The 20,860-nt window shown below is 63.4% G+C and carries 18 protein-coding genes and 1 pseudogene; 14 read left to right on the top strand and 5 right to left on the bottom strand.

Annotated elements, in window-relative coordinates; all coding sequences use genetic code 11:
• Window positions 1-69: 69 nt before the first annotated feature.
• The 12 genes from AC1DPX_RS30145 (at window position 70) to AC1DPX_RS30090 (ending at window position 13,190) form a co-directional block, all read left to right on the top strand.
• Window positions 70-852 carry a DeoR/GlpR family DNA-binding transcription regulator gene (locus AC1DPX_RS30145; RefSeq protein WP_202357626.1) on the top strand — a complete coding sequence of 261 codons (783 nt, stop codon included), beginning with the start codon at window positions 70-72 and terminating at the stop codon, window positions 850-852.
• Window positions 849-2,228 carry a carbohydrate kinase gene (locus AC1DPX_RS30140; protein ID WP_477241270.1) on the top strand — a complete coding sequence of 460 codons (1,380 nt, stop codon included), beginning with the start codon at window positions 849-851 and terminating at the stop codon, window positions 2,226-2,228. Before AC1DPX_RS30145 ends, AC1DPX_RS30140 begins: the two co-directional genes overlap by 4 nt.
• The gene (locus AC1DPX_RS30135; protein WP_477241268.1) at window positions 2,225-3,763 is read left to right on the top strand and encodes a sugar ABC transporter ATP-binding protein; all 1,539 of its coding nucleotides are present in this window, start codon (window positions 2,225-2,227) and stop codon (window positions 3,761-3,763) included. The genes AC1DPX_RS30140 and AC1DPX_RS30135 overlap by 4 nt, the downstream gene beginning before the upstream one ends.
• Window positions 3,760-4,752 (top strand): ABC transporter permease subunit, encoded by a 993-nt coding sequence (locus AC1DPX_RS30130; RefSeq protein ID WP_202357629.1) that lies wholly within the window; start codon window positions 3,760-3,762, stop codon window positions 4,750-4,752. Before AC1DPX_RS30135 ends, AC1DPX_RS30130 begins: the two co-directional genes overlap by 4 nt.
• Window positions 4,753-4,832: 80 nt before the next feature.
• The gene (locus tag AC1DPX_RS30125; protein ID WP_202357630.1) at window positions 4,833-5,771 is read left to right on the top strand and encodes an ABC transporter substrate-binding protein; all 939 of its coding nucleotides are present in this window, start codon (window positions 4,833-4,835) and stop codon (window positions 5,769-5,771) included.
• Window positions 5,772-5,840: 69 nt separating this feature from the next.
• Window positions 5,841-6,734, top strand: a complete 894-nt coding sequence (locus AC1DPX_RS30120; protein ID WP_477241266.1) for a sugar phosphate isomerase/epimerase family protein — start codon at window positions 5,841-5,843, stop codon at window positions 6,732-6,734.
• Window positions 6,735-6,862: 128 nt separating this feature from the next.
• Window positions 6,863-7,216, top strand: coding sequence for a cupin domain-containing protein (locus AC1DPX_RS30115; protein ID WP_123169981.1), 354 nt, complete (start codon window positions 6,863-6,865; stop codon window positions 7,214-7,216).
• Between the two features lie 140 nt (window positions 7,217-7,356).
• Complete coding sequence (locus AC1DPX_RS30110; RefSeq protein ID WP_202357633.1) at window positions 7,357-8,283, top strand: ArsR/SmtB family transcription factor; 927 nt, start codon at window positions 7,357-7,359, stop codon at window positions 8,281-8,283.
• Window positions 8,284-8,512: 229 nt separating this feature from the next.
• Window positions 8,513-10,018: an arabinosylfuranosidase ArfA gene (gene arfA / locus AC1DPX_RS30105; protein ID WP_477241264.1), complete on the top strand. Its 1,506-nt coding sequence runs from the start codon at window positions 8,513-8,515 to the stop codon at window positions 10,016-10,018.
• A gap of 114 nt (window positions 10,019-10,132) precedes the next feature.
• Complete coding sequence (locus AC1DPX_RS30100) at window positions 10,133-11,407, top strand: extracellular solute-binding protein (RefSeq protein ID WP_477241263.1); 1,275 nt, start codon at window positions 10,133-10,135, stop codon at window positions 11,405-11,407.
• 59 nt (window positions 11,408-11,466) lie between these two features.
• Complete coding sequence (locus AC1DPX_RS30095; RefSeq protein ID WP_477241262.1) at window positions 11,467-12,351, top strand: carbohydrate ABC transporter permease; 885 nt, start codon at window positions 11,467-11,469, stop codon at window positions 12,349-12,351.
• On the top strand, window positions 12,348-13,190 hold the full coding sequence (locus AC1DPX_RS30090) for a carbohydrate ABC transporter permease (RefSeq protein WP_477241259.1): 843 nt from the start codon (window positions 12,348-12,350) through the stop codon (window positions 13,188-13,190). The genes AC1DPX_RS30095 and AC1DPX_RS30090 overlap by 4 nt, the downstream gene beginning before the upstream one ends.
• Window positions 13,191-13,229: 39 nt before the next feature.
• Here the strand turns inward: AC1DPX_RS30090 and AC1DPX_RS30085 are convergent, their stop codons facing one another.
• Entirely contained in the window at window positions 13,230-14,315 is a 1,086-nt protein-coding gene (locus AC1DPX_RS30085) for an ABC transporter ATP-binding protein (protein WP_477241257.1), read from the bottom strand.
• A gap of 166 nt (window positions 14,316-14,481) precedes the next feature.
• On the opposite strand from AC1DPX_RS30085, the gene AC1DPX_RS30080 reads away from it, so the two are divergent.
• Together AC1DPX_RS30080 and AC1DPX_RS30075 are read left to right on the top strand one after the other, a co-directional pair.
• On the top strand, window positions 14,482-15,990 hold the full coding sequence (locus AC1DPX_RS30080; RefSeq protein WP_477241255.1) for a multicopper oxidase family protein: 1,509 nt from the start codon (window positions 14,482-14,484) through the stop codon (window positions 15,988-15,990).
• 6 nt (window positions 15,991-15,996) lie between these two features.
• The gene (locus AC1DPX_RS30075) at window positions 15,997-16,431 is read left to right on the top strand and encodes a YqaA family protein (RefSeq protein ID WP_477241253.1); all 435 of its coding nucleotides are present in this window, start codon (window positions 15,997-15,999) and stop codon (window positions 16,429-16,431) included.
• A gap of 34 nt (window positions 16,432-16,465) precedes the next feature.
• Here AC1DPX_RS30075 and AC1DPX_RS30070 read toward each other — a convergent pair whose 3' ends face one another.
• The 4 genes and pseudogenes from AC1DPX_RS30070 to AC1DPX_RS30055 all read right to left on the bottom strand — a co-directional run bounded on the left by AC1DPX_RS30070 (window position 16,466) and on the right by AC1DPX_RS30055 (window position 20,832).
• On the bottom strand, window positions 16,466-17,059 hold the full coding sequence (locus AC1DPX_RS30070) for a cytochrome b (RefSeq protein ID WP_477241251.1): 594 nt from the start codon (window positions 17,057-17,059) through the stop codon (window positions 16,466-16,468).
• 109 nt (window positions 17,060-17,168) lie between these two features.
• A complete protein-coding gene (locus tag AC1DPX_RS30065; protein ID WP_477241249.1) occupies window positions 17,169-18,113 on the bottom strand; it encodes a di-heme-cytochrome C peroxidase in 945 nt (314 codons plus the stop codon).
• A gap of 59 nt (window positions 18,114-18,172) precedes the next feature.
• Window positions 18,173-19,453: pseudogene (locus AC1DPX_RS30060) on the bottom strand (di-heme-cytochrome C peroxidase); the annotation flags it as partial.
• A 35-nt stretch (window positions 19,454-19,488) separates the two neighbouring features.
• Window positions 19,489-20,832 carry a hypothetical protein gene (locus tag AC1DPX_RS30055; protein ID WP_477241247.1) on the bottom strand — a complete coding sequence of 448 codons (1,344 nt, stop codon included), beginning with the start codon at window positions 20,830-20,832 and terminating at the stop codon, window positions 19,489-19,491.
• Window positions 20,833-20,860: the final 28 nt, after the last annotated feature.

The raw sequence follows: 20,860 nt of genomic DNA, 5'->3' as shown, positions 1-20,860 counted from the left end.
CTTGCAATCTGACTAATGTTGAGTAAGTTGCACCAACTGCCGTGGAAAATGGCACTTGGGAGGAAAGAGTTGAGCGACTCCGGCCGCCAGCGTCAGATCGTCGAACTGCTGCGGGACCGTCCGTTCGCCTCGGTGCGCGAGCTGCAGGAACGGCTTGGCGTTTCGGCGGCGACGGTCAGGCGCGACATCGACCGGATCGATGAAGCCGGCGAGGCGCGCAAGGTCTATGGCGGCATCTCGGCGCTCGACGGCGCCTCGCATGCCGGTGTCGCCTACGCCCGGCCCTATGACGAGAACCGCGACCTCGCGGTCGAAGCCAAGCGGCAGATCGCGACCATCGCCGCGACCATGGTGCGCGATGGCGATGCGGTCATCGTGCATGGCGGCTCGACCTGCTTTCATCTCGGCGTCAAGCTCGCCGAGCGCAACATCCGGCTCTACACCAATTCGATGCCGCTCGCGGCCTATCTCAGCGACCATGGCCATTGCAGCCTGACCGTTGCCGGCGGCGACCTGCATCGCGAGCCCGGCATCATCCATTCGTCGGCCCAGGCGACGCCCTTCTACGCCTCGAAATTCTTTCTCGGCGCGCAGGGCCTCAATCAGGAAGGCGTGCTGGAATCGCATCCGCTTTTGGTGCGCTCCATTGTCGATCTCAGCCTCTGCGCGGATCAGATCGTGGTGCTGGCCGACAGCCGCAAACTGTCGATCCACGCTCGCAATGTCGCGCTGCCGCTGTCGCGCATCGGCACGCTGATCACCGATGACGGCCTTTCGGATGCCGATGCACGCATGCTCGAGGATGCCGGCGTCATGGTGCGGATCGCGTCCACTTCGGGAGCCGTCCCGTGAAAGTGGCGGTCCTCGATTTCGGCAAGACCAATTCGAAGCTGTTCGTCTTCGGCCAGGACGGACGCATCCTCGACGAGCGCCGCACCCAGCCGAGATGGACGCGCCAGGGCGGCTTCAGCGTGCTCGACGAGGCCGCACTGCATGGCTGGGCGCTCGGTGCCGTCACCGAGGTGGTCGAAAGCCATGGCGTGGAAGGGGTGATGGTGTCGGGCCATGGCTGCACCTTCGCCCTGGTGGACGACGCGGCGCTGACGCATCCGATCCTCGATTACGAGCAGGAGCCGCCGGCCGAAATCGCCGCCCGGATCGATCGCCGCATTCCGGATTTTGCCGAGACGTTCTCGCCGCGCCTGCCGCTCGGCTTCAACTATGGGCGTCACATGCTGTGGCTGCAGGAAGTCGATCCCGACGCGTTCGCGGCGGCGAAATCGATCCTCGGCTATCCCCAGTACTGGAGCTGGCGCCTCGGTGGCCGACCCGTCTCGGAAGTATCCTACCTCGGCTGCCATTCGCATTTGTGGGCGCCGCGCAAACGCGACTTTTCCTCGTTGGTCGATGCCGAGGGGTGGCGCGGCCAGATGCCGGCCTTCGCGCGCGCCGGCACCGTGATCGGCGAGCGGCAACTTGGCGGCGCGGCGCGGCCGATCGCCATCCACAATGGCGTCCACGACTCCAATGCGGCGCTCCATGCCTATCGCCGCCAGGAGCTTGGCCCGCTGACCGTGGTGTCGACCGGCACGTGGGTCGTCGTGCTCAATCCCGATTGCCCGCTGGACGTGCTCGACCGTGACCGCGACATGCTGATCAATGTCGATGTCGATGGCGGCCCGGTGCCGACCATCCGCTTCATGGGCGGGCGCGAATTCGCCGCCATCAGCGGCGGCTGGCAAGGCGCGATCCCGCATGGCGCGGTCCAGCAAGCGATCGACGCCGGCATCATGGCGCTGCCGAGCTTCGCGCCGGGCGGACCGATGCCGGACCGTCCCGGCCAGCTGGTCGGGCGCACGCCAGATGCCGCAGAACGCGCCGCGGCAGCGCTGCTCTATGTGGCGCTGATGGTCGATCTCTGCCTTGACCTCATCCATTCGCAAGACACCGTCATCGTCGATGGCGGGCTGAACACTGGCGGCCTGCTTGCCGGGCTGCTGGCTGAGCTGCGTCCGGGCCAGGCCTTCCTGCAAGGCGCCACGCTGGAGGGCAGCGCCACGGGGGCGGCGGCGCTCGCCTTCGAGAGCGTCGGGCGCGACTTCGCCGCCGAGACGCCGGAGCCGGTACAGGCGACGCGCTTCACGGGTCTCGCCGGCTATCGCAACGTCTGGCGCGATCGCGTTGCCGGGCAGGACGCCGCCGTCAAAACGGCAAGAGGTGCGCGATGACCGCGACCGCTGAGACGCAGAGGGCGGGCCAGCCGGTGCTGGAGATGCGTCACATCTCCAAGACGTTCGGGGCGATCCGCGCGTTGCAGGATGTCTCACTCACCGTCCATGCCGGCGAGCTGCACGCGCTGATGGGCGAGAACGGCGCCGGCAAGTCGACGCTGATGAAGGTCCTGTCGGGCGCCTATCGGCCGGATACCGGCGGCGAAATCCTGATCGACGGCGTGCCCGCCGCGACCGGTGATCCGATCAAGGCGCGCGCCGCAGGCATCGCGGTTATCTATCAGGAGCTGTCGCTGGCGCCCAATCTGACGGTGGCGCAGAACATCTTCCTCGGCAACGAACCGCGCCGCTTCGGTATTGTCGACCGCGATCAGTGCAATCGGCGGGCGAACGAAATCATTGCGAGGCTCGGTGTCTCCTTCTCGGCACGTGCGCTGGTCTCCAGCCTGTCGCTCGGCGAGCGCCAGCTGGTCGAGATTGCGCGCGCGCTGTCGACCAATGCGCGCATCATCGTCATGGACGAGCCGACGACGTCGCTGACGTCGCGCGAGACCGACAGCCTGTTCGAGGTGATCGCGACGCTGAAGGCGCAAGGCATCGCCATCATCTATATCAGCCATCGTATGGAAGAGGTCTACCAGCTCGCCGACCGGGTCAGCGTGCTGCGCGACAGCGGCTATGTCGGCACGCTGGAGCGCGCCGACCTCAACGCCTCGCGGCTGGTGTCGATGATGGTTGGCCGCGATCTCTCCGCCTTCTACAAGAAGGATCATCGTCCGCCGGACGCCAAGCGCGCCATCGCACTCTCGGTGCGCGGCATGTCCGACGGACGCCTGCTGAAAAACTGCTCGTTCGACCTGCACAAGGGCGAGGTGCTGGCCCTCTCTGGTCTCGTCGGTTCAGGCCGCACCGAGCTTGCCCGACTGATCTTCGGCGCTGACAGGCGCAGCGCCGGCACGCTGGAACTCGACGGCAAACCGATTTCCATTGGCTCGCCGCGCGAGGCGCTCGATGCCGGCATCGCCTACCTGACCGAGGATCGCAAGGAACTCGGCCTGTTCCTCGACATGTCGATTTCCGACAACATCAGCATGGGCGTGCTGGCCAGGGACGCGCGGACCGGTGGATTGCGCGACTTCAGCGCCGCCGAAAGGCGTGCGGCAAAGGCGATCGCGGACCTGTCTATCCGCTCGGCGCAGGCCAATGCCGGCTCGCTGTCGGGCGGCAACCAGCAGAAGGTGCTGCTCGCCCGGCTGCTGGAGACCGAGCCGAAGGTCGTCATCCTCGACGAGCCGACACGCGGCGTCGATGTCGGCGCCAAGTCGGAAATCTACCGGCTGATCGACAACCTCGCCAACCGGGGCATCGCCATCCTGATGATCTCCAGCGAATTGCCCGAGGTGATCGGCGTCGCCGACCGCGTGCTGGTCATGCGCGACGGCACTATCGCGGGCGAGGTGACGGCATCCGGAGGCGAGCCACTTCGTCAGGAAGCGATCATGGAACTTGCGACGGGAGCGGCCCAGGGATGACCGACAGAACGACGACGAGCGTGGATCAGGCGACGGTCCGGAGCCGGCGGCTGCGCACAGCCTTCGCCGCACTTGGCATGCTGCCGGTGCTGGTGCTGCTGGCGGCGGGCTTCCAGTTCATCAATCCCCGCTTCCTCACCGAGACCAACCTGCTCATCGTCACGCAGCAATCGTCGATCAACATCGTGCTCGCCGCGGGCATGACCTTCGTCATCCTGACGGGCGGCATCGACCTGTCGGTCGGCTCCATCCTCGCCGCCTCGGCGATGGTGGCGGTAATGGTGTCTCTCGTGCCGGACTGGGGCCTGCTCGGCGTGCCGGCGGCCATCCTCGTCGGCCTCGGCTTCGGCCTCGTGAACGGGCTCCTCGTCGCCTATATCAGGTTGCCGCCCTTCATCGTCACCCTGGGGTCGCTGACGGCCGTGCGCGGCATCGCCCGCCTGCTCGGGCAGGACACGACGGTGTTCAATTCGGACCTGCCGTTCGACTTCATCGGCAATGGCTCGTTGTTCGGCATTCCCTGGCTGGTCGTCATCGCGCTGTCGGTCGTCGTGTTGTCCTGGCTGGTGCTCAAGCGCACCGTGCTCGGCACCTGGATCTACGCCGTCGGCGGCAATGCCGAGGCGGCGCGGCTGACCGGCATCAAGGTGCCGCTGGTGCTGCTCTTCGTCTATGGCGTGTCCGGCCTGCTCGCGGGCCTCGGCGGCGCCATGTCGGCGGCAAGGCTATACGCCGCCAACGGCCTGCAGCTTGGCCAGTCCTACGAGCTCGACGCCATCGCCGCCGTCATCCTCGGCGGCACCAGCTTCGTCGGCGGCGTYGGCTCGATCTGGGGCACGCTGATCGGCGGCCTGATCATAGCGGTTCTGTCCAACGGGCTCATCTTGGCCGGCGTTTCGGACATCTGGCAGTACATCATCAAGGGATTGGTCATCATCGTGGCGGTCGCCCTCGACCGCTACCGGCTCCAGGCAGGGGCGAGAACGTGAGTGACCTGGTCGCCGGCATCAAAGACCGGCTTGTGTAACGCACCGTGAGAGGCTCGGTGCATCAGGAGGAAGTAAGCGTAATGAAGACCATCGCCAAACTGCTCTGCGGCGCCGCTTTCGCGGCCGTCGCCATCGCGCCGGCATCGGCCAAGGACCTCAACAAGGTCGGCATCTCGGTCGGCCTGCTCGGCAACCCCTTCTTCGTCGCCACCATCAAGGGCATCGAGGACGCGGCCAAGAAGATCAATCCGAAGGTCGAGGTGACGTCGGTGTCCGCCGACTATGACCTCAACAAGCAGGTTTCGCAGGTCGATTCCTTCATCGCCGCGGGCGTCGACGTGATCATGCTCAATGCGGTCGACGCCAAGGCGATCGCGCCGGCGGTGAAGAAGGCACAGGCTGCCGGCATCATCGTTGCCGCCTTCGACGTCTCGGCGCCGGGCGCCGACGTCACCGTGATGACCAACAACGTCAAGGCCGGCGAAGAGGCGTGCCAGTACCTGGTCGACCACACCGGCGGCAAGGGCGACTACGTCATCCTCAACGGTCCGGCATCGTCGTCGATCCTTGAGCGGGTCAAGGGCTGCAAGAACGTGCTTTCGCAGCATCCCGACATCAAGATCCTCTCCGACGACCAGAACGCCGAAGGCTCGCGCGACGGCGGCCTGAAAGTGTTCCAGTCGCTGCTCACCCGCTTCGACAAGATCGATGCGGTGTTCGCCATCAACGATCCGACGGCGATCGGCGCCCAGCTTGCCGCCAAGCAGCTCAACCGCTCGGAGTTCATCTTCACCGCGGTCGACGGCGCGCCGGATATCGAGAAGGAGCTCTCTTCCGGCACCTCGATGATCAAGGCCTCGGCCTCGCAGGATCCCTATGTGATGGCCGGCCAGTCGCTGACGATGGCCGCCGAGCTGCTCGCCGGCAAGAAGCCGGCGGAGGCCACCGTGCTGCTCGATCCCAAGCTGATCACCGCCGAGAACCTGAAGGACTACAAGGGCTGGACCGCGGCCCGCTGATCCCTCCAACACGCGCGGCCGGATCGATCCGGCCGCGCCTTTCCTCATCGCGACACACCGGAGACGATCATGGCGCGCATCGGAATCCATTCTTTCGTCTGGTCGGCGAGTTCGGCGCAAGGCGCGCTCGAACGCACGCTGGCCAACACCAGGGAGGCCGGTTTCGACCTGATCGAATTCTCCTATCTCGACCCGGCCGATGTCGACATTGCCGCGCTTGCCAAACGCATCGCCGATCTCGGCCTCGGCGTGGCGATCAGCATCGGCCTGCCTGGTGATGGCGACATATCGAGCGCCGACAAGGCGGTTGCGGCGCGCGGCGTCGAGATCCTCAACCAGACCATTGCGCTGACGCGCGATCTCGGCGGCAGCAAGGTCGCCGGCATCCTGTCGGCCAGCCACGGCCTGCAGGTAGAAGCGCCGACGCGCGATCAATGGAACCGCAGCACTGCTGCGCTGGCCAAGGTCGCCGAGACGGCAAAGGCTGCCGGCGTCACGCTCAATCTCGAAATCGTGAACCGCTTCGAAAGCAACCTGCTCAACACCGCCGCGCAAGGTCTTGCCTTCATCGAAGACACCGGCTCGGACAACATCTTCCTGCATCTCGACACGTTCCACATGAACATCGAGGAGGCCGATGTCGGGCTGGCCATCCGCCACGCCGCGGGCAAGATCGGCTATGTCCATATCGGCGAGAGCCATCGCGGCTTCCTCGGCACCGGCAATATCGACTTCGCGGCGATTTTCGACGCGCTGACCGCCATCGGCTATGCCGACGATCTCAGCTTCGAGTCCTTCTCGTCGGAGATCGTCGACGAGAACCTGTCGAAGAAGACCGCGATCTGGCGCAATCTGTGGACCGACAATATGGCGCTCGCCAAGCACGCGCGCGCCTTCATCGGCCTCGGGCTGGAGACGGCGCGGCGCAAGGCGGAACTGGTTTCGGCCCGTCAGAAGCCGTAGGACAGCCGCGGGCGGCAGGACGTCCTAGGCTGTGCGCAAAAGCTTCTGGCCTCATGGCGCGTGCATTGCTCCCGTGCCATGCATCGGCTATCCGACCTCTGCGACACATGAAGCGGAAGGAACCCGGCATGACGAACAAGACGATCCTCAAATTCGGCCCCGTCGAGCACGCGGAAGCCGGCGACCTGCCCGGCTGGATCGTGGTCGAGGGTCACCCGACCATGCAGACCGCCGTCCAGCACACCACGGAGGACGGCAAGGTGATGTCGGGGACCTGGCGGGCGTCGCCCGGCACCTATCACGCGACCTACACCGATTATGAGTTCGTGCACATGATCGCCGGCCGCATCATCATCACGCCCGACGGCGGCACGCCTGTCGAAGTCGGCCCCGGTGACGCTTTCGTGGTGGAAGCCGATTTCAAGGGCACGTGGAAGATCGTCGAGCCGGTGACCAAGCATTTCGTGGTCAGGGTGGCCTGATCACCCCGACCGTAGAAGCAGGCAGGTCGGCAATGTGCCGACCTGCACGTAGCGGGGACCACGCGGTTCGATTTGTAACGCCCCCGCTTTATTTGTATCTGATCTGCTGATACATAACCCGTGTGACGAGCGCGGGCCATATGTCGAATGAAATCATGGTTGTCGATCCGCTTGAGCGGCTCGACCTGTTGAAGAGCCTCGCGAGCGAGGTCCGGGTCCGGATTCTCGACCTGCTGCACCGCAAGGGGCCGAAAAACGTCAATCAAGTGGCCGAGGAACTGGGTCTTCCGCAATCGACAATTTCGGCAAACATCCAGGTTCTTGTCGATGTCGGTTTGATCGAGACGAAATCACAGAAGGCGCGCAAGGGAAGCCAGAAGGTCTGCTATTCGACCTTCTCCGAACTGGTTGTCGTCTTCAAGGACCGCACCCCCGCGCAAGACCTCGGCGTCATAGAAGTGGCGATGCCGCTTGGACTCTACACAAGATGCGAGGTTTCCGCTCCCTGCGGCCTGTGTTCAAAGGACGGCGTTATCGGACTTCTCGATGTGCCCGATACCTTCCTCGATCCTGACCGTATGCGGGCCGGGCTGCTGTGGTTCACGCGCGGCTTCGTCGAATACCAGTTTCCCAACAATGCGACGCTTGCCAATGCCAAAGTCGGCGGGTTGGAACTGGCGATGGAGCTTTCGTCCGAGGTGCCTGGCACATCGAAGGATTGGCCATCGGACATCACGGTCGCGATCAACGGACACGAGATCGATACCTGGACGGCGCCGGCCGATTATGGCGACAAGCGGGGCAAGCATACGCCCGGCTGGTGGAAGCTGGCTGGATCGCAGTATGGCGATCTCGTGCACTGGCGCGTCACGAACAACGGTACCTATCGCGGTAACGACAAGGTTTCCAAATGCTCGCTGGCTGACCTGGAGCTTGAGCGGCACCGCTCGATCCGGATACGAATCGGCGTGAAGGAAGATGCGCGTCACCCTGGCGGCATAAACATCTTCGGCAACGGCTTCGGCAATTACAGCAACGACATCGTTCTGCGCCTACTGAAGGCTTGAGGGCATACTGGATCGGTTTACGATCTCACGGAAACGGCGAACTGCTCTAACTCTTTGTTTTGACGCAATTCCCAAAGGAAAGCGCACCGCGCTCTTCCCGGGAAAACCGCACACACCTTTCCTGGAATCGCGTCAGGCCCTTGACGGGCGGACGAACTCCGCCCTTAACTGACCCATGACCCGGATATAAATCGGAAAGTCGGATTGATAATCCGCAGTGGGAGGGATCATGAAGGCCAGAGTCACGGCGAACGCGGCTTATGCCGTCGCGGATATCGACAAACGCCTCTACGGCTCGTTTCTCGAACATCTCGGCCGGGCGGTCTATACGGGCATCTACGAGCCCGGACATCCGCAAGCCGACGCACAGGGGATGCGCAAGGACGTGATCGAGCTGGTGCGTGCGCTCGACACGCCGATCTGCCGTTACCCCGGTGGCAACTTCGTGTCCGCCTACAATTGGGAAGACGGCATCGGTCCGAAGGAGAACCGCCCGCGGCGGCTCGATCTTGCCTGGCGTACCACCGAGCCGAACCTGGTTGGCATCCACGAATTCGCCGACTGGGCCGAAAAAGCCGGCACCGAGATGATGCTTGCCGTCAATCTCGGCTCCCGCGGCCTCGACGAGGCACGGGCCTTCGTCGAGTATGTCAACCACCCGGGCGGCAGCTACTGGTCCGACCTCAGGGCCAAGAACGGACGCGCGCAACCCTGGAACTGCCGCCTCTGGTGTCTCGGCAATGAAATGGACGGCCCCTGGCAGGTCGGCCACAAGTCGGCGAGCGAATACGGCCATCTCGCCAACGAGACCGCCAAGGCGCTGCGCGGCCTCGACCCGACGGTGGAACTGGTCGTCTGCGGCTCGTCGCATTCCAACATGCCGACCTATCCGCAGTGGGAAGCAACCGTGCTGGAAGCGACCTACGAGCAGGTCGACTACATCTCCCTCCACATGTATTTCGAGAATTACGAGAAGAATACGGCCGAGTATCTGGCTCTTCCGGCCAAGCTCGACCGCTACATCGGCACGGTCGCCGGCATTATCGACTACGTTAAGGCCAAGACCCGCTCGAAGCGGGACGTGAAGATCTCCTTCGACGAGTGGAACGTCTGGTACCACCAGCGCAAGCAGGACGCCGAGCGCATGCGCGGCTGGGACTGGCCGGAAGCGCCCAGGCTCCTGGAAGACATCTACAATTTCGAGGACGTGCTGCAGGTCGGCTGCATCATCAACACCTTCATCCGCCGGTCGGATGTTGTTCGCATCGCCTGCATTGCACAGCTGGTGAACGTGATCGCGCCGATCATGACCGATCCCGGCGGCAGCGCCTGGCGGCAGACGATCTACTGGCCCTTCATGCTGGCCTCCAGGCACGGCCGTGGCACCGCGCTGCAGCTCGCGGTCGAGGTACCCACCTATGACGCGTCCGCGGCCGACAAGGTGCCGTGGCTCGACATTGCAGGCGTGCACGATTCGAACGCCGGCACGCTGACCTTCTTTGCAATCAACCGGCACGGGTCCGAGACGATAGAGGCCGAAATCGCCCTCGAGCGGTTCGCCGCCAAGTCCATCGAGCACACGATCATCCGTCATGACGATCTCGAGGCCTGCAACACGAAGGATGCGCCGGACAACGTATCGCCGGTCAAAGGCAACGGGGCGGCGCTCAGCAGCAAGGGAATGACGCTGAACTTGCCGCCGCACTCCTACTCGATGGTGCGCGTGACGCTCTGAGTTAATATCCTGACATCGGATATGTATCGCAAAATCCGTTGCAGGTGGTTCGGTTTGGTGTAGCATTGAAATGTTCAAGGCGGATCTAACCGCCGTACTCGGGAGGAAGCTGAGATGAACTTTCGCAGGATGATGGCTATAGCGGTGGTAGCGGCCGGAGGATTTTGGGCCGTCGCGGCCCAGGCCGAAGAAACCGTCGCATGGTGGGATTTCCTCGGCGGCGGTGACGGTGTGCGCATGAAGCAGATGATCTCCGACTTCAACGCCGCCCATGCCGGCAAGATCAAGATCGACGCCACGACGCTGGAGTGGGGCACGCCCTTCTACGCCAAGGTGCAGACCTCGGCCGCGGTCGGTGAGGCGCCTGACGTCATGACCTATCACGCCAGCCGCATCCCCTTGGCGGTGAGCCAGGACATTCTCGAAGAAATCACCGCCGACGACATGAGCAAGATGGGTCTCTCGGCCGCGGACTTCGCCCAGACGACGATGGGCGCCGTGACGGTCGACGGCAAGCAATACGCAGTGCCGCTCGATACCCATCCGATCGTCCTGTACTACAATCGCGTCCTCCTGAAGAAGGCAGGCGTGCTCGGCGACGACGGCCGTCCCGTGGGCATGAAAAACAAGGAGGAATTCACCGCGACACTGCAGAAGTTGAAGGATGCCGGCGTCGAGTTCCCGTTGGGGAGCGTCACCGCCGACGGCAACTTCATGTACCGCACCATTTATTCGCTGGTGTGCCAGCAGGGCGGCGAACTTCTGACGGGCAAGGAGTTCCTCGCGGGCGACAATCCTGAAAAGCTGGCGAAAGCCTTGACGGTTCTGCAAGGTTGGACGAAGGCCGGGCTGCAGTCGACCTATACGGACTATCCCGCGACCGTCGCCCTGTTCACCTCGGGCAAGGCAGCGATGATGATCAACGGCGTCTGGGAAGTTCCCACGATGACCGACCTCGCCAAGCAGGGCAAGCTGTTCGACTGGGGCGCCGTCGAGATCCCGGTGATCTTCGACAAGCCATGCACCTATGCGGACAGCCATTCTTTCGCGATCCCGAAGAACAAGGGCAAGGAGATCAGCCCGCAAAAGCGTGCCGCCGTCCTCGAGGTGATCTCATGGATGGACAAGCACTCGCTGTTCTGGGCCACGGCAGGCCACATCCCGGCATACAAGCCGGTCACCGAGTCGGCCGAATACAAGGCAATGGAGCCCAATGCGACCTACTCGACGCTGACGGCCAACATGATCTTCGATCCGAAGTCGCCCAAAGCCGGTGTCGCCGGGCCGATCTTCGACATCATGTCCAACTATTTCGTGCCGACCCTCAACGGAGAGATGGATCCGGCCGAGGCGGTGAAATCCATCAAGGAAGAGCTCAACGGCATGTAGAGCTCAAAGGCTGGGACCGCCCTGCCCAGAACGGTCCCAGCCATCCTTGAGGAAGAGCCATGCTTCGCAACTCCCGCACTGAACGTCTTGTCGCGCTGGTGCTGGTCGCTCCCTTCCTGGCGATCTACCTGTTGGCGTTCGTCTATCCGACGGTCCAGATGTTCCGCATCTCCTTCACCGATGCGCCGCTGATCGGCGCGGGCCGGTGGGTTGGTCTCGACAACTATTTACGGCTCGACAACGACCCGATGTTCCGGCGCGCGCTCTGGAACACCGCCTACTTCGTGCTGATGACGGTCGTCCCCGGGACATTCATCGCCCTGCTGATCGCGCTTGGCGTGTCGCGGCTCAAGGGAAGGTTCCAGTCGATCGTGCTGGCGCTGTTCTTCCTGCCCTACATCCTGCCGGTATCCGTCGTCTATCTGATCTGGGACTGGACGCTGAATTTCCAGTTCGGGATCGCGATGCATGTGCTGGACTGGCTGGGAATCCCGCGCGTGCCGGTCTTCAAGTCGCGCGTCTGGTTCCTGCCGGCTGTGGCCGGGGTGACGATCTGGTGGACCGCGGGCTTCTCGATCCTCCTCTTCCTCGCCGGGCTGCGGTCCATACCAGCGGAAATCTACGAAGCCGCGGCGCTCGACAACGCGACGCGATGGACCACGTTCCGGCGTATCACCTGGCCGCTGCTGTGGCCGATCACCTCGCTGGTGTTCACCATCCAGCTCATCCTGCAGCTGAAGATCTTCGACCAGGTCTATCTGTTCTCGATCGGCGGCCGGCCGAACGACAACATGGTGCTCGTCTACTACGTCTTCCAGAAGGCCTTCCAGCAGAACCAGGGAGGCAGGGCGGCGGCCGTCGCCGTCACCCTCTTCGTGCTTGTGGTCGTCGTCTCGGTCCTGCAATTCCAACTGCTCCGGTTCGCCGAAAGGCGGCGCCGATGAACGCCATGACCGCGCGACGCTGGAACTTCTGGGGCGGGATAATCACGGCACTGACGGTCGTCTGGGCCCTCCTGTGGGCATTCCCGCTCTATTGGGGGGTGATCTCATCGCTCAAACCGGACGACGAGGTCATTCGGCCCTACATCGAACTCTGGCCCGAGACGCCGACGCTGGAGAACTACGTTAGCGCCCTGACCACCACGCAGATCGGCATCTGGTACGTCAACTCGGTGGCGGTCGCGGTGGGCGTAACGGTCATCACCATCTTCATCTCGATGCTTTGCGGCTATGCAATCTCGCAATTGCGGTTCCCGGGGCGGATCGCGCTGTGGTGGCTGATCCTCGCCTCCTTCATGGTGCCGATCTCAGCGCTGATCATCAATCACTTCGTGCTGGTCGCCAACCTTGGCCTGCTCAACAGCTGGGCCGGAATCATGTTGCCGCAGCTCATCCACCCCGTCATCATCATCGTGTACAAGCAGTTCTTCGATCAGGTCCCGAAGGATTTTCGCGAGGCTGCGGTCATGGACAATGCGTCCGAATTCGGGATCCTCTTCAAGATCTACATGCCGATGAACTGGGGGGTGACGACGGCGCTGTCGATCGTCTGCTTCATCTGGACATGGAACGCGTTCTTGTGGCCGTTCCTCTCGGTGACCCGCACCGAGATGATGACGATCACTGTCGGCATCACGCAGGTCAACGACGCCTTCGGCGTCTACTACGCGCGCCAGCTGTCGGCAGCCGTACTGGCCGGCCTGCCGGTGGCACTGGCCTACCTCTTCTTCCAGCGCCGGGTAACCGAAGCGATAACGCTCTCGGCAGGTATCAAGGGCTAAGGCGCCGGCAAGTGCACCGCAATGCCGGAGGTCACGGGTTCAGGCCCCGTCGGCGCCTGCGTGCCGGGCCGATCCGTCCGCGGCGAAGAGATGCAGGGCCGTGGTGTCGAACTTCAGCCGAACGGCGTCGCCCGGTTTGACGCTCGAAAGCCCGCGATCCTGTGCCGTCACCTGCGTCCCATCCGCGAGCCGCGCATAGACGAGCGTTCGCTCACCAAGGCGCTCGACGACAGTGGCCGTGGCGGATGTTTCATTGCCATCGGAGACGACAGTCAGCGATTCCGGCCGCACGCCGAGTTCGCGCCAATCCATGTTGAGCGGCGCGCCAGGAAGTCCGACGAGCGATCCGTCCGTCAAGCGCGCATTGAGCCTGTCGCCCGAGCCCGAAACCGTCACAGGCAGGATGTTCATCGCCGGAGACCCGACGAAGGTCGCGACGAATCGCGACGCCGGACGTGCATAGACATCGACGGGCCTTCCCATCTGCTCGATCCGGCAATTGTTGAGGATCACGATGCGGTCGGCGAGCGTCATCGCTTCCACCTGGTCGTGGGTGACGTAGATCATCGTCGACTTCAAACGCTGATGCAGCTCGGCAAGCTCGACGCGTGTACGGGCTCGGAGTGCCGCGTCCAGATTGGAGAGCGGCTCGTCGAACAGGAATGCCTTGGGCTCTTTGACGATCGCGCGCCCGATGGCCACGCGCTGGCGTTGCCCGCCGGAGAGCTGCGACGGCCGCCGGTCGAGCAGCGCTTCGATCTCCAGGACACGCGCAGCCTCGGCGATCCGCTGGCGTATGACATCCGGCGCGACCCGAATGTTCTTCAGCCCAAAGGCCATGTTCTCCGCGACCGTCATATGCGGGTAAAGCGCGTAGTTCTGGAAGACCATCGCGACGTTGCGCTTGCCCGGCGCGAGGTTCTCAGAGCGCACCCCGTCGATCGTCAGCGTGCCCGCGTCAATGCTTTCGAGGCCGGCGATCATCCGCAGCAGCGTCGTCTTGCCGGAACCGGACGGACCGAGAAACACGACCAGTTCTCCCGGCTCGATGTCCAGGCTCACGTCGCGGATCACTTCGACTGCGCCGAAGTGCTTCGATACACCCGAAAGCGTGATTCCCGTCATGCCTGCGATCCTTCTTTCCTACATAATTTCGGATAAATACCCGATGTCAAGGAACTATGGGCGGCGAACCGATCAGGCGGCCCAAACGTCGCATTGACCTGGCGGGGCGTCGGCAGTCTCCTAGGGGCGCCCTTCGGTGTTCAACGTCTGATCGAGGAAATGAAAGATGCATCGGCGCGGTTTTCTGGCGGCAGGTCTCGCGGCGGTTCTTGTGAGCGAGCGCGCCGTTGCCCAGATGAAGATGGACGACATGCCCGGCATGGAGATGGGCGGTCACGCGGGCCACGATATGGGCACCGCGCCGCAAGGTACGGTCGTTCTGCCCGAGGGCGAGGCGTTGCGCGAATTGCCCCTGCTGGCGAACGAGGCAAGCGCGCCCGGCCTGTTCAAGGCGACGCTGACGGCGGGATCCGCCACGGCGCGTTTTGCGCAGGGACTGGACACGCCGATCCTCGCCTACAATGGCACCAGCCCCGGGCCGCTGATCGAGGCAGTCGAGCGCGATCGCGTCGAGATCACCTTCGCCAACCGGATCGCGGACGAGGCAAGCACCATCCACTGGCACGGTATGCCGGTGCCGGCCGATCAGGACGGCAACCCGATGAACCCGGTCGCCACCGGTACCGATCGAACCTATAGTTTCGATCTGCCGGAAGGCAGTGCCGGCTCTTATTGGTATCACCCGCATCCGCACGGCAAGACCGCCGAGCAGGTCTATCGCGGCCTTGCCGGCGCGTTCGTGGTCAAGTCGAAGGCCGATCCGGTCCCGGCCGCCTATGGCGATACGGTGCTGGTGTTCACCGACCTGCGCCTTGCGGCCGATGGCACCTTGCCCGGCAACACGATGACAGACCTGATGAACGGGCGCGTCGGCGACCATGTGCTGGTCAACGGGCAGAAGAATCCCACACTGACGGTGCCTTCTGGCGCGAAGCGGCGCTTCCGGCTCTACAATGCCACCAACGCGCGCTTTCTGCGGCTCTCCTTCGACGGCGCGGCGATGACGATCATCGGAACGGACGGCGGTCTGCTGGAGGCCCCGGTCGCCGCCGGCGACATCCTGCTCAGCCCGGCGGAACGGCTTGAACTGGTGGTCTCTTTCGACAAGCCCGGCGCGGCGACGCTTACCACGCTCGACTATGACCGTGGCTGGATGGGTCCCGGACGCCCTGCCGATGCCGGGCTGACGCTGCTGACGGTCAATGTTTCGGAGACGCCTGCCGAGTCGGTCCCGCCGCTGCCCGACAGGCTGCGGCCGATGGCGCAGCTCGGCGCTCCGGCGGTCAGCCGCCGCTTTGTCTTCACCGAAACCATGGCCATGAACGCCAGCGGCATGGAGATGGGGTTCCTGATCAACGGCGCTGCTTTCGACATGCAGCGCATCGATGTCATCGCCAGGGCTGGGCAGGTCGAACTCTGGGAGATCGTCAACGAGGCGGACATGGATCATCCATTCCATGTGCATGGGACGCAGTTCCAGGTGATCGAGCACGAACGCGGCGGCAACGTGTCAAAGCCGGCCTATCGCGCCTGGAAAGACACCGTCAATGTCGCGCGCGGTGAGACGGTGCGGCTGCTGCTGCGGCAGGATCGGCCGGGGCCGAGGATGTATCACTGCCACATCCTCGAGCATGAGCAGCTCGGCATGATGGGCGTCGTCGACGTGCAGGCCTAGTCCGGCGTGGTGGCGCTCTATGGCGCACTGTTCCTCAGTGCCTTCCTCGCCGCAACCATCCTGCCGGTTTCGTCGGAGGCTGTGCTCGCCGGCCTGATCGTCTCCGGCCGCGGTGACCCTTGGCTGCTCCTTGTGGTGGCGACCACCGGCAACACGCTCGGCTCCGTGGTGAACTGGGGTCTGGGGCGTGGCATCGAGACACTGCGCAACAGGCGCTGTTTTCCTGTCACCGCGGATCGCTATGAACAGGCATGCAGGACCTTCCGGCGCTTTGGCCAATGGACGCTGTTGTTTGCCTGGCTGCCGGTCGTCGGCGATGCTTTCACCCTCGCCGCGGGCGCTGCACGGGTGAACCTTGGCGTGTTCGTCGCTCTTGTCGCAACAGGCAAGGCTGCACGCTATGCGGCGATCGTCGCGGGAGGGTTGTGGGCGACGGCGTGAGCCATCGTCCGCATCGTCGACCGCACCAGCATTTTCATTCGCGCGAGGCCGTGTTCGGCCGGCCGAAGACCATGCTTCGCATGACACCATCGCGCAGCAGCACCAGATGCACCATGGCAGCCAGGACGTGAATGCCGACAAGCCCAAGCATCATCCAGACCAGCTTCTGATGCACGAACGCGAAACCCCTTGCCGACAGCGCGCCAACGTATGGCGCCAGCGGCACAGGCAAGGTTCCAAAAAGTCGTGCGGGGGGCATGAAGGGCATAGGCCGGTAGCCCAGCCATCCCGTTATCACGACGGCGAGGATCGTGACGTAGAGAACCATTTGGAAGAAAGCCGTCGCCAGCCGCACGAACCGTGAAGTCGGCCTGACGGGGGCCTGGGTGAAACCGCGCCAGCAAAGCCTTAGGACGGTGATGGCCAGGATCGTCACACCGATCGACATGTGAAGCGGCAGCCAGTTCATCATCGTCATGCCGGGCCCCCGCATCGGCCCGAAGGCAATGGCGATTTGCGCCGCGAGCGCGGCCACGGTCAGCCAATGCAGCAGACGAATGCCGAAATGCCAATGCAAGCGAGGTTTCCCGCTCACTCTCGCGGCCCGACGTTTATCAAGGGTGTGCATGAGGGCGTGATGTCTTCGTCCCCTTCAACGGGCTGATTTCGTCCAGAGGTACGGCACTTCCAGGCTCTTGAAAACCTGGTGGTCCCGACAGGAATCGAACAAGCCGTCTTTACAGGGTTTTCAAATACTCGATCAATGCGGAACGTTCGCGGTTGAGCAGTTGGCGGCCAAGAATACCAGGTGGTGGTGAGCGATTCGGCAGACCTTCGAAGGAATGGCCGAGATTGGAGTTGCCCCGTTGCCGCACGTCGAACCGGGTCAACCCAGCCTCACATTCAGTGGTCGTCAGTTTGGTGGCGACAGGGACGGGCAGGCCCACTCTTTCCGGGTCGAATTCCACCGGGCCGACACAGAAGACCTGTGGCCGGTCGGCCTGCGGCCTGAGCAAATCGTCAAGAGTTGGAACCGAACCATTGTGCAGATAGGGCGCCGTCGCCCAGACGCCGTCGAGCGGCCGGGCGCGATAATGGGGCGTGGCAAGATAGGTGACGTCGGTCGAATCGCTTGCTGCCGTATCCTTGTCGCTCGCCGGCCGCATGGGCTTGAAGACCTTTGGATTTGGGCAATTCGGTCTTTCGCTGCGGAGCGCAGCGGCTTCTTGCCCAGGCATCGCGCTGCCGTCGGCGCGCCTGGGGTCCTTGTCCCATTGCTTCTCGGCCCTGGAGACCGCCGCCATCAGATTGACGGCATAGGATTTTTTCAAACCCGCATTGTCTTCCAAACCGCAGCGGTCGAGAACCTCCGCTTTGGGGTTCAGGCCAAGATATTTCGGTACGTTCACCCGCCGCTCGGTGAGTACGCGGCCCTGTTCGGGGTCGGTGCCCATATGGGCGACCGGCTTCTGCACCACGTTGAATAGCCACTCGCCGCGGATAAAAATCCAGTTGTTGTCGTTCGGCTGGCTGTTGGCCTGGTCGCTGTTTTTCTCCCGCCAGAACGCGTCCGGATCGCCGGCCGAAATCCCGGGGTCGCGCAACGGCGCGCGATGGCATTCGAAGCAGAATTGGCGATGAGCTTGCGGCCTTCGGCCACCACTTCGGGGTGGGTACGCCACTTTTCATCGTCTCCGGCATCCCAGCCCTTCATGGCTTTCAGCTTATTCGCCGCATCGTCCCATCGCGGCGCTGCCAGCGGCTCGGGGGGGCTATCGAAGCTGGTTGGCGTCTTGTCCGTGTGCTTGCGGCCCTGCAGCATGCTCTCGATCCTCGCGATCTCGGCGACATGGACCGTCGACGCAAACAGCGGGCGTTCCGGGTTGGTCATATTGATCTTGGCGGTGACACCCATGGCTTCGCCGATGTTGCGGATGTTGGGATTGAGGATCGAGGCGTCGTACTGCGCCCAGGAGAAATTGGGGACGTCCCAGATCGGCGGGAAGCTGACGGGCGCGGTATGGGCGGAAAAATTGGCGTCCAACGCGGCCTGCGACAGGCCGCCTTCACTCTCCGGTACAGCCGGCTCTTCCGGCTTCAGCGGGTTGACGAGGTTGTCGTGGAACACCTGGTTGCCGATGCGGTTGAGCGCGTCGAGCCGGCCGAAACCTTCCTCCGTATGGACCATATGCTGGCGGGCAAGGATGTTCCTTTCGGCGGTGACCTTGCCGAAGACCTCGTTGTCGCAGATTCTTTTGATCTCCGTCGCGACCTTATCCCTTGCCGGATAATCCTGCCCACTGCCCGCAGAAGCAACGACAGCATCGACGAAGCGGTCTTTGCGCCAGGGGGCTTTGGCCGTGTAGCAGATCGACAGACCGATGATCCGCTCCAGGTTCTGCAGGTCGATCATCGCCTGCGCCCCATCGATGCGCAGCTCGAATCCCTTGTAGAAGATGTGGCCAGTGTGACATGCCGCGCAGGTCAGCCCCAGCCCGGCTTCGAATCCTTCGCCGGTTGTTGGATCGGTACCGGCCTTGAGCACGGCGAAACCGACCGGAAGCGTGCCATAACCCTGCGGCTTGTCGCTGCCCGCTTTTGGATCGCAATCGCGCGGCGCCATGAAGCCGAGCCGGCCCAGATAGTCGGGGTCGCTGATCAGGCCGCGGCGCGCCACCAGGTCGAACGGACTGATTTCCGGGCGTTCGAGCTGCTGGAACCAGGGGTAGGGCACCGGGAAGGTCGCGGTGCCCTGCGAGACGTTGTGGAACCAGGCCCGGTCCTCGGCCGACCAGTTCTGGTCGAGCCAGGCGCAACCCTTCCGCGGCCGCTCGGCCACAAGCGGCGGTGGAAGCAGCGCTGAAGCGAATTCCACGATCCTGCCCCTGAAGGCCAGGAAGGACCGGGCACGGTCCGGGGCATAACTCAGGACCAGAACCGCTGCGGCGATCGCCACGATAGCGATCAGCCCCAGTTTGAGGACGCCCCGTCCGAGTTTTCGCAATGCCGACCGGAGTTTCATCGTCGCCTCTCGAACGCAATCTCCCGGCTCGCCGATTACTGCGCTTGCAGCAACGCGTTCGCAGCCTTCACCACCTCAGCGGTTTCGGTCGCGGTGCGCCGGGTGATCGTCGGCCTCATGTCGCCGCCGGCCTCACGCCCCCAGCCGAAGTTGCGCACGTTCCATCTGTCTTTCGGGAGCACCGTGTCCGCTACGCCTTCGATCTTGGTCGTCGGAGACTTGCTTCTCAGCAGCCGGGTCTCCGTATGGCAACTGACACAATCGGTGTTGAAGAAATGGCTCTTCGACGGATCGGCGATGATATTCGTCAGGGTTATCGTGTCCTGCTCGGACGGCGACGCCTTGAGCAACGTCGCCGTGGAAACGCCTTTGCGATCGCTTGGCGGTCGAGAGCAAATCGTCATGGTCTCATTCAAATTGTCGGAGATGGGGGCCGGGATCACTTTGTCTCCGAAAAACCGTACCAATTCGGCAATTCCGTTGCCATCGAGCGCCGGGCTTGGAACCGCCACCAATTTCCCCGTGCCGGGTTGCCTCTGCATGGCGATGAAAATCCATGGCTCGGGGTCGGATTTCGGCAATCCCATGGCTGCCATGGAGCCGAGTTGTCCAGCCGAAAGGTTCTTGTCCAGGATTTCCACCAGACGATCACGGAATGGTTTCCTCGCCTTGGGGTCCGCGAGCGCGGGATGGATATCGAGAAGACCCTGCGTGGTGATCGGCGTGGCTCCAAAGGTCCCTTTGGCCAGATCGTCGCGCAGCGACACGAAGGCGGCGAGCGTCGCTCGAAAATGAATGAAGTCGGGATCGACCTTAGGCAGCGGCTGCTTTATGCAAATCTCCTGTGGTTTCGGTATTCCTCCGATAAAACTGAAGATCATATGAGCGGCGCGGTCGTGGATTTTGAGCTTGCCGCTCTCAACAGTCACAGGCTGCAGGATCAGGCGGACCTGCGGAATCTGGCCGAACGCTGTCATAATGTTTTTCGACAGGCCTGGCGCGCCGACATCGACACGGATGCCGGCGACGAACCAGTTCTTGATGTTCTCGACTCCGTCCGGGAGACCGATCTGCGCCGGTGGTCCGCCAGGGACAGCGATTTTGCTGGCATCACCGGCCGCGATCGTCAGAAACTCCTGGAACCGCGGGACAGAAACCAGTGGCGTGCCGCTGGCGTCGGCCAAGTCCGCGACGGAAATGAAATTGGCAAGGTCGGCCGCGTCTTTCGGCGCCGGGAACAGGATCGACACGTCGAGGGGATGAAGCGGCGCGGGCGCGTCGGCGACCACTGCCGGCGAGGTAAAGCTCAGTATCGCGGCAAACGCCATCGCGCCGGCCGCCAGGATTGTCCTTCGATAGGCCCCTATAGATTTCGACATGTTTTGCCCCCCGGCTATGTTGAAAGTG

This window comes from Mesorhizobium sp. 01N446 (assembly GCF_056399285.1).
The sequence above is the reverse complement of the archived record's forward strand: the minus strand, read 5'-3'. Positions and strand labels throughout refer to the sequence as shown.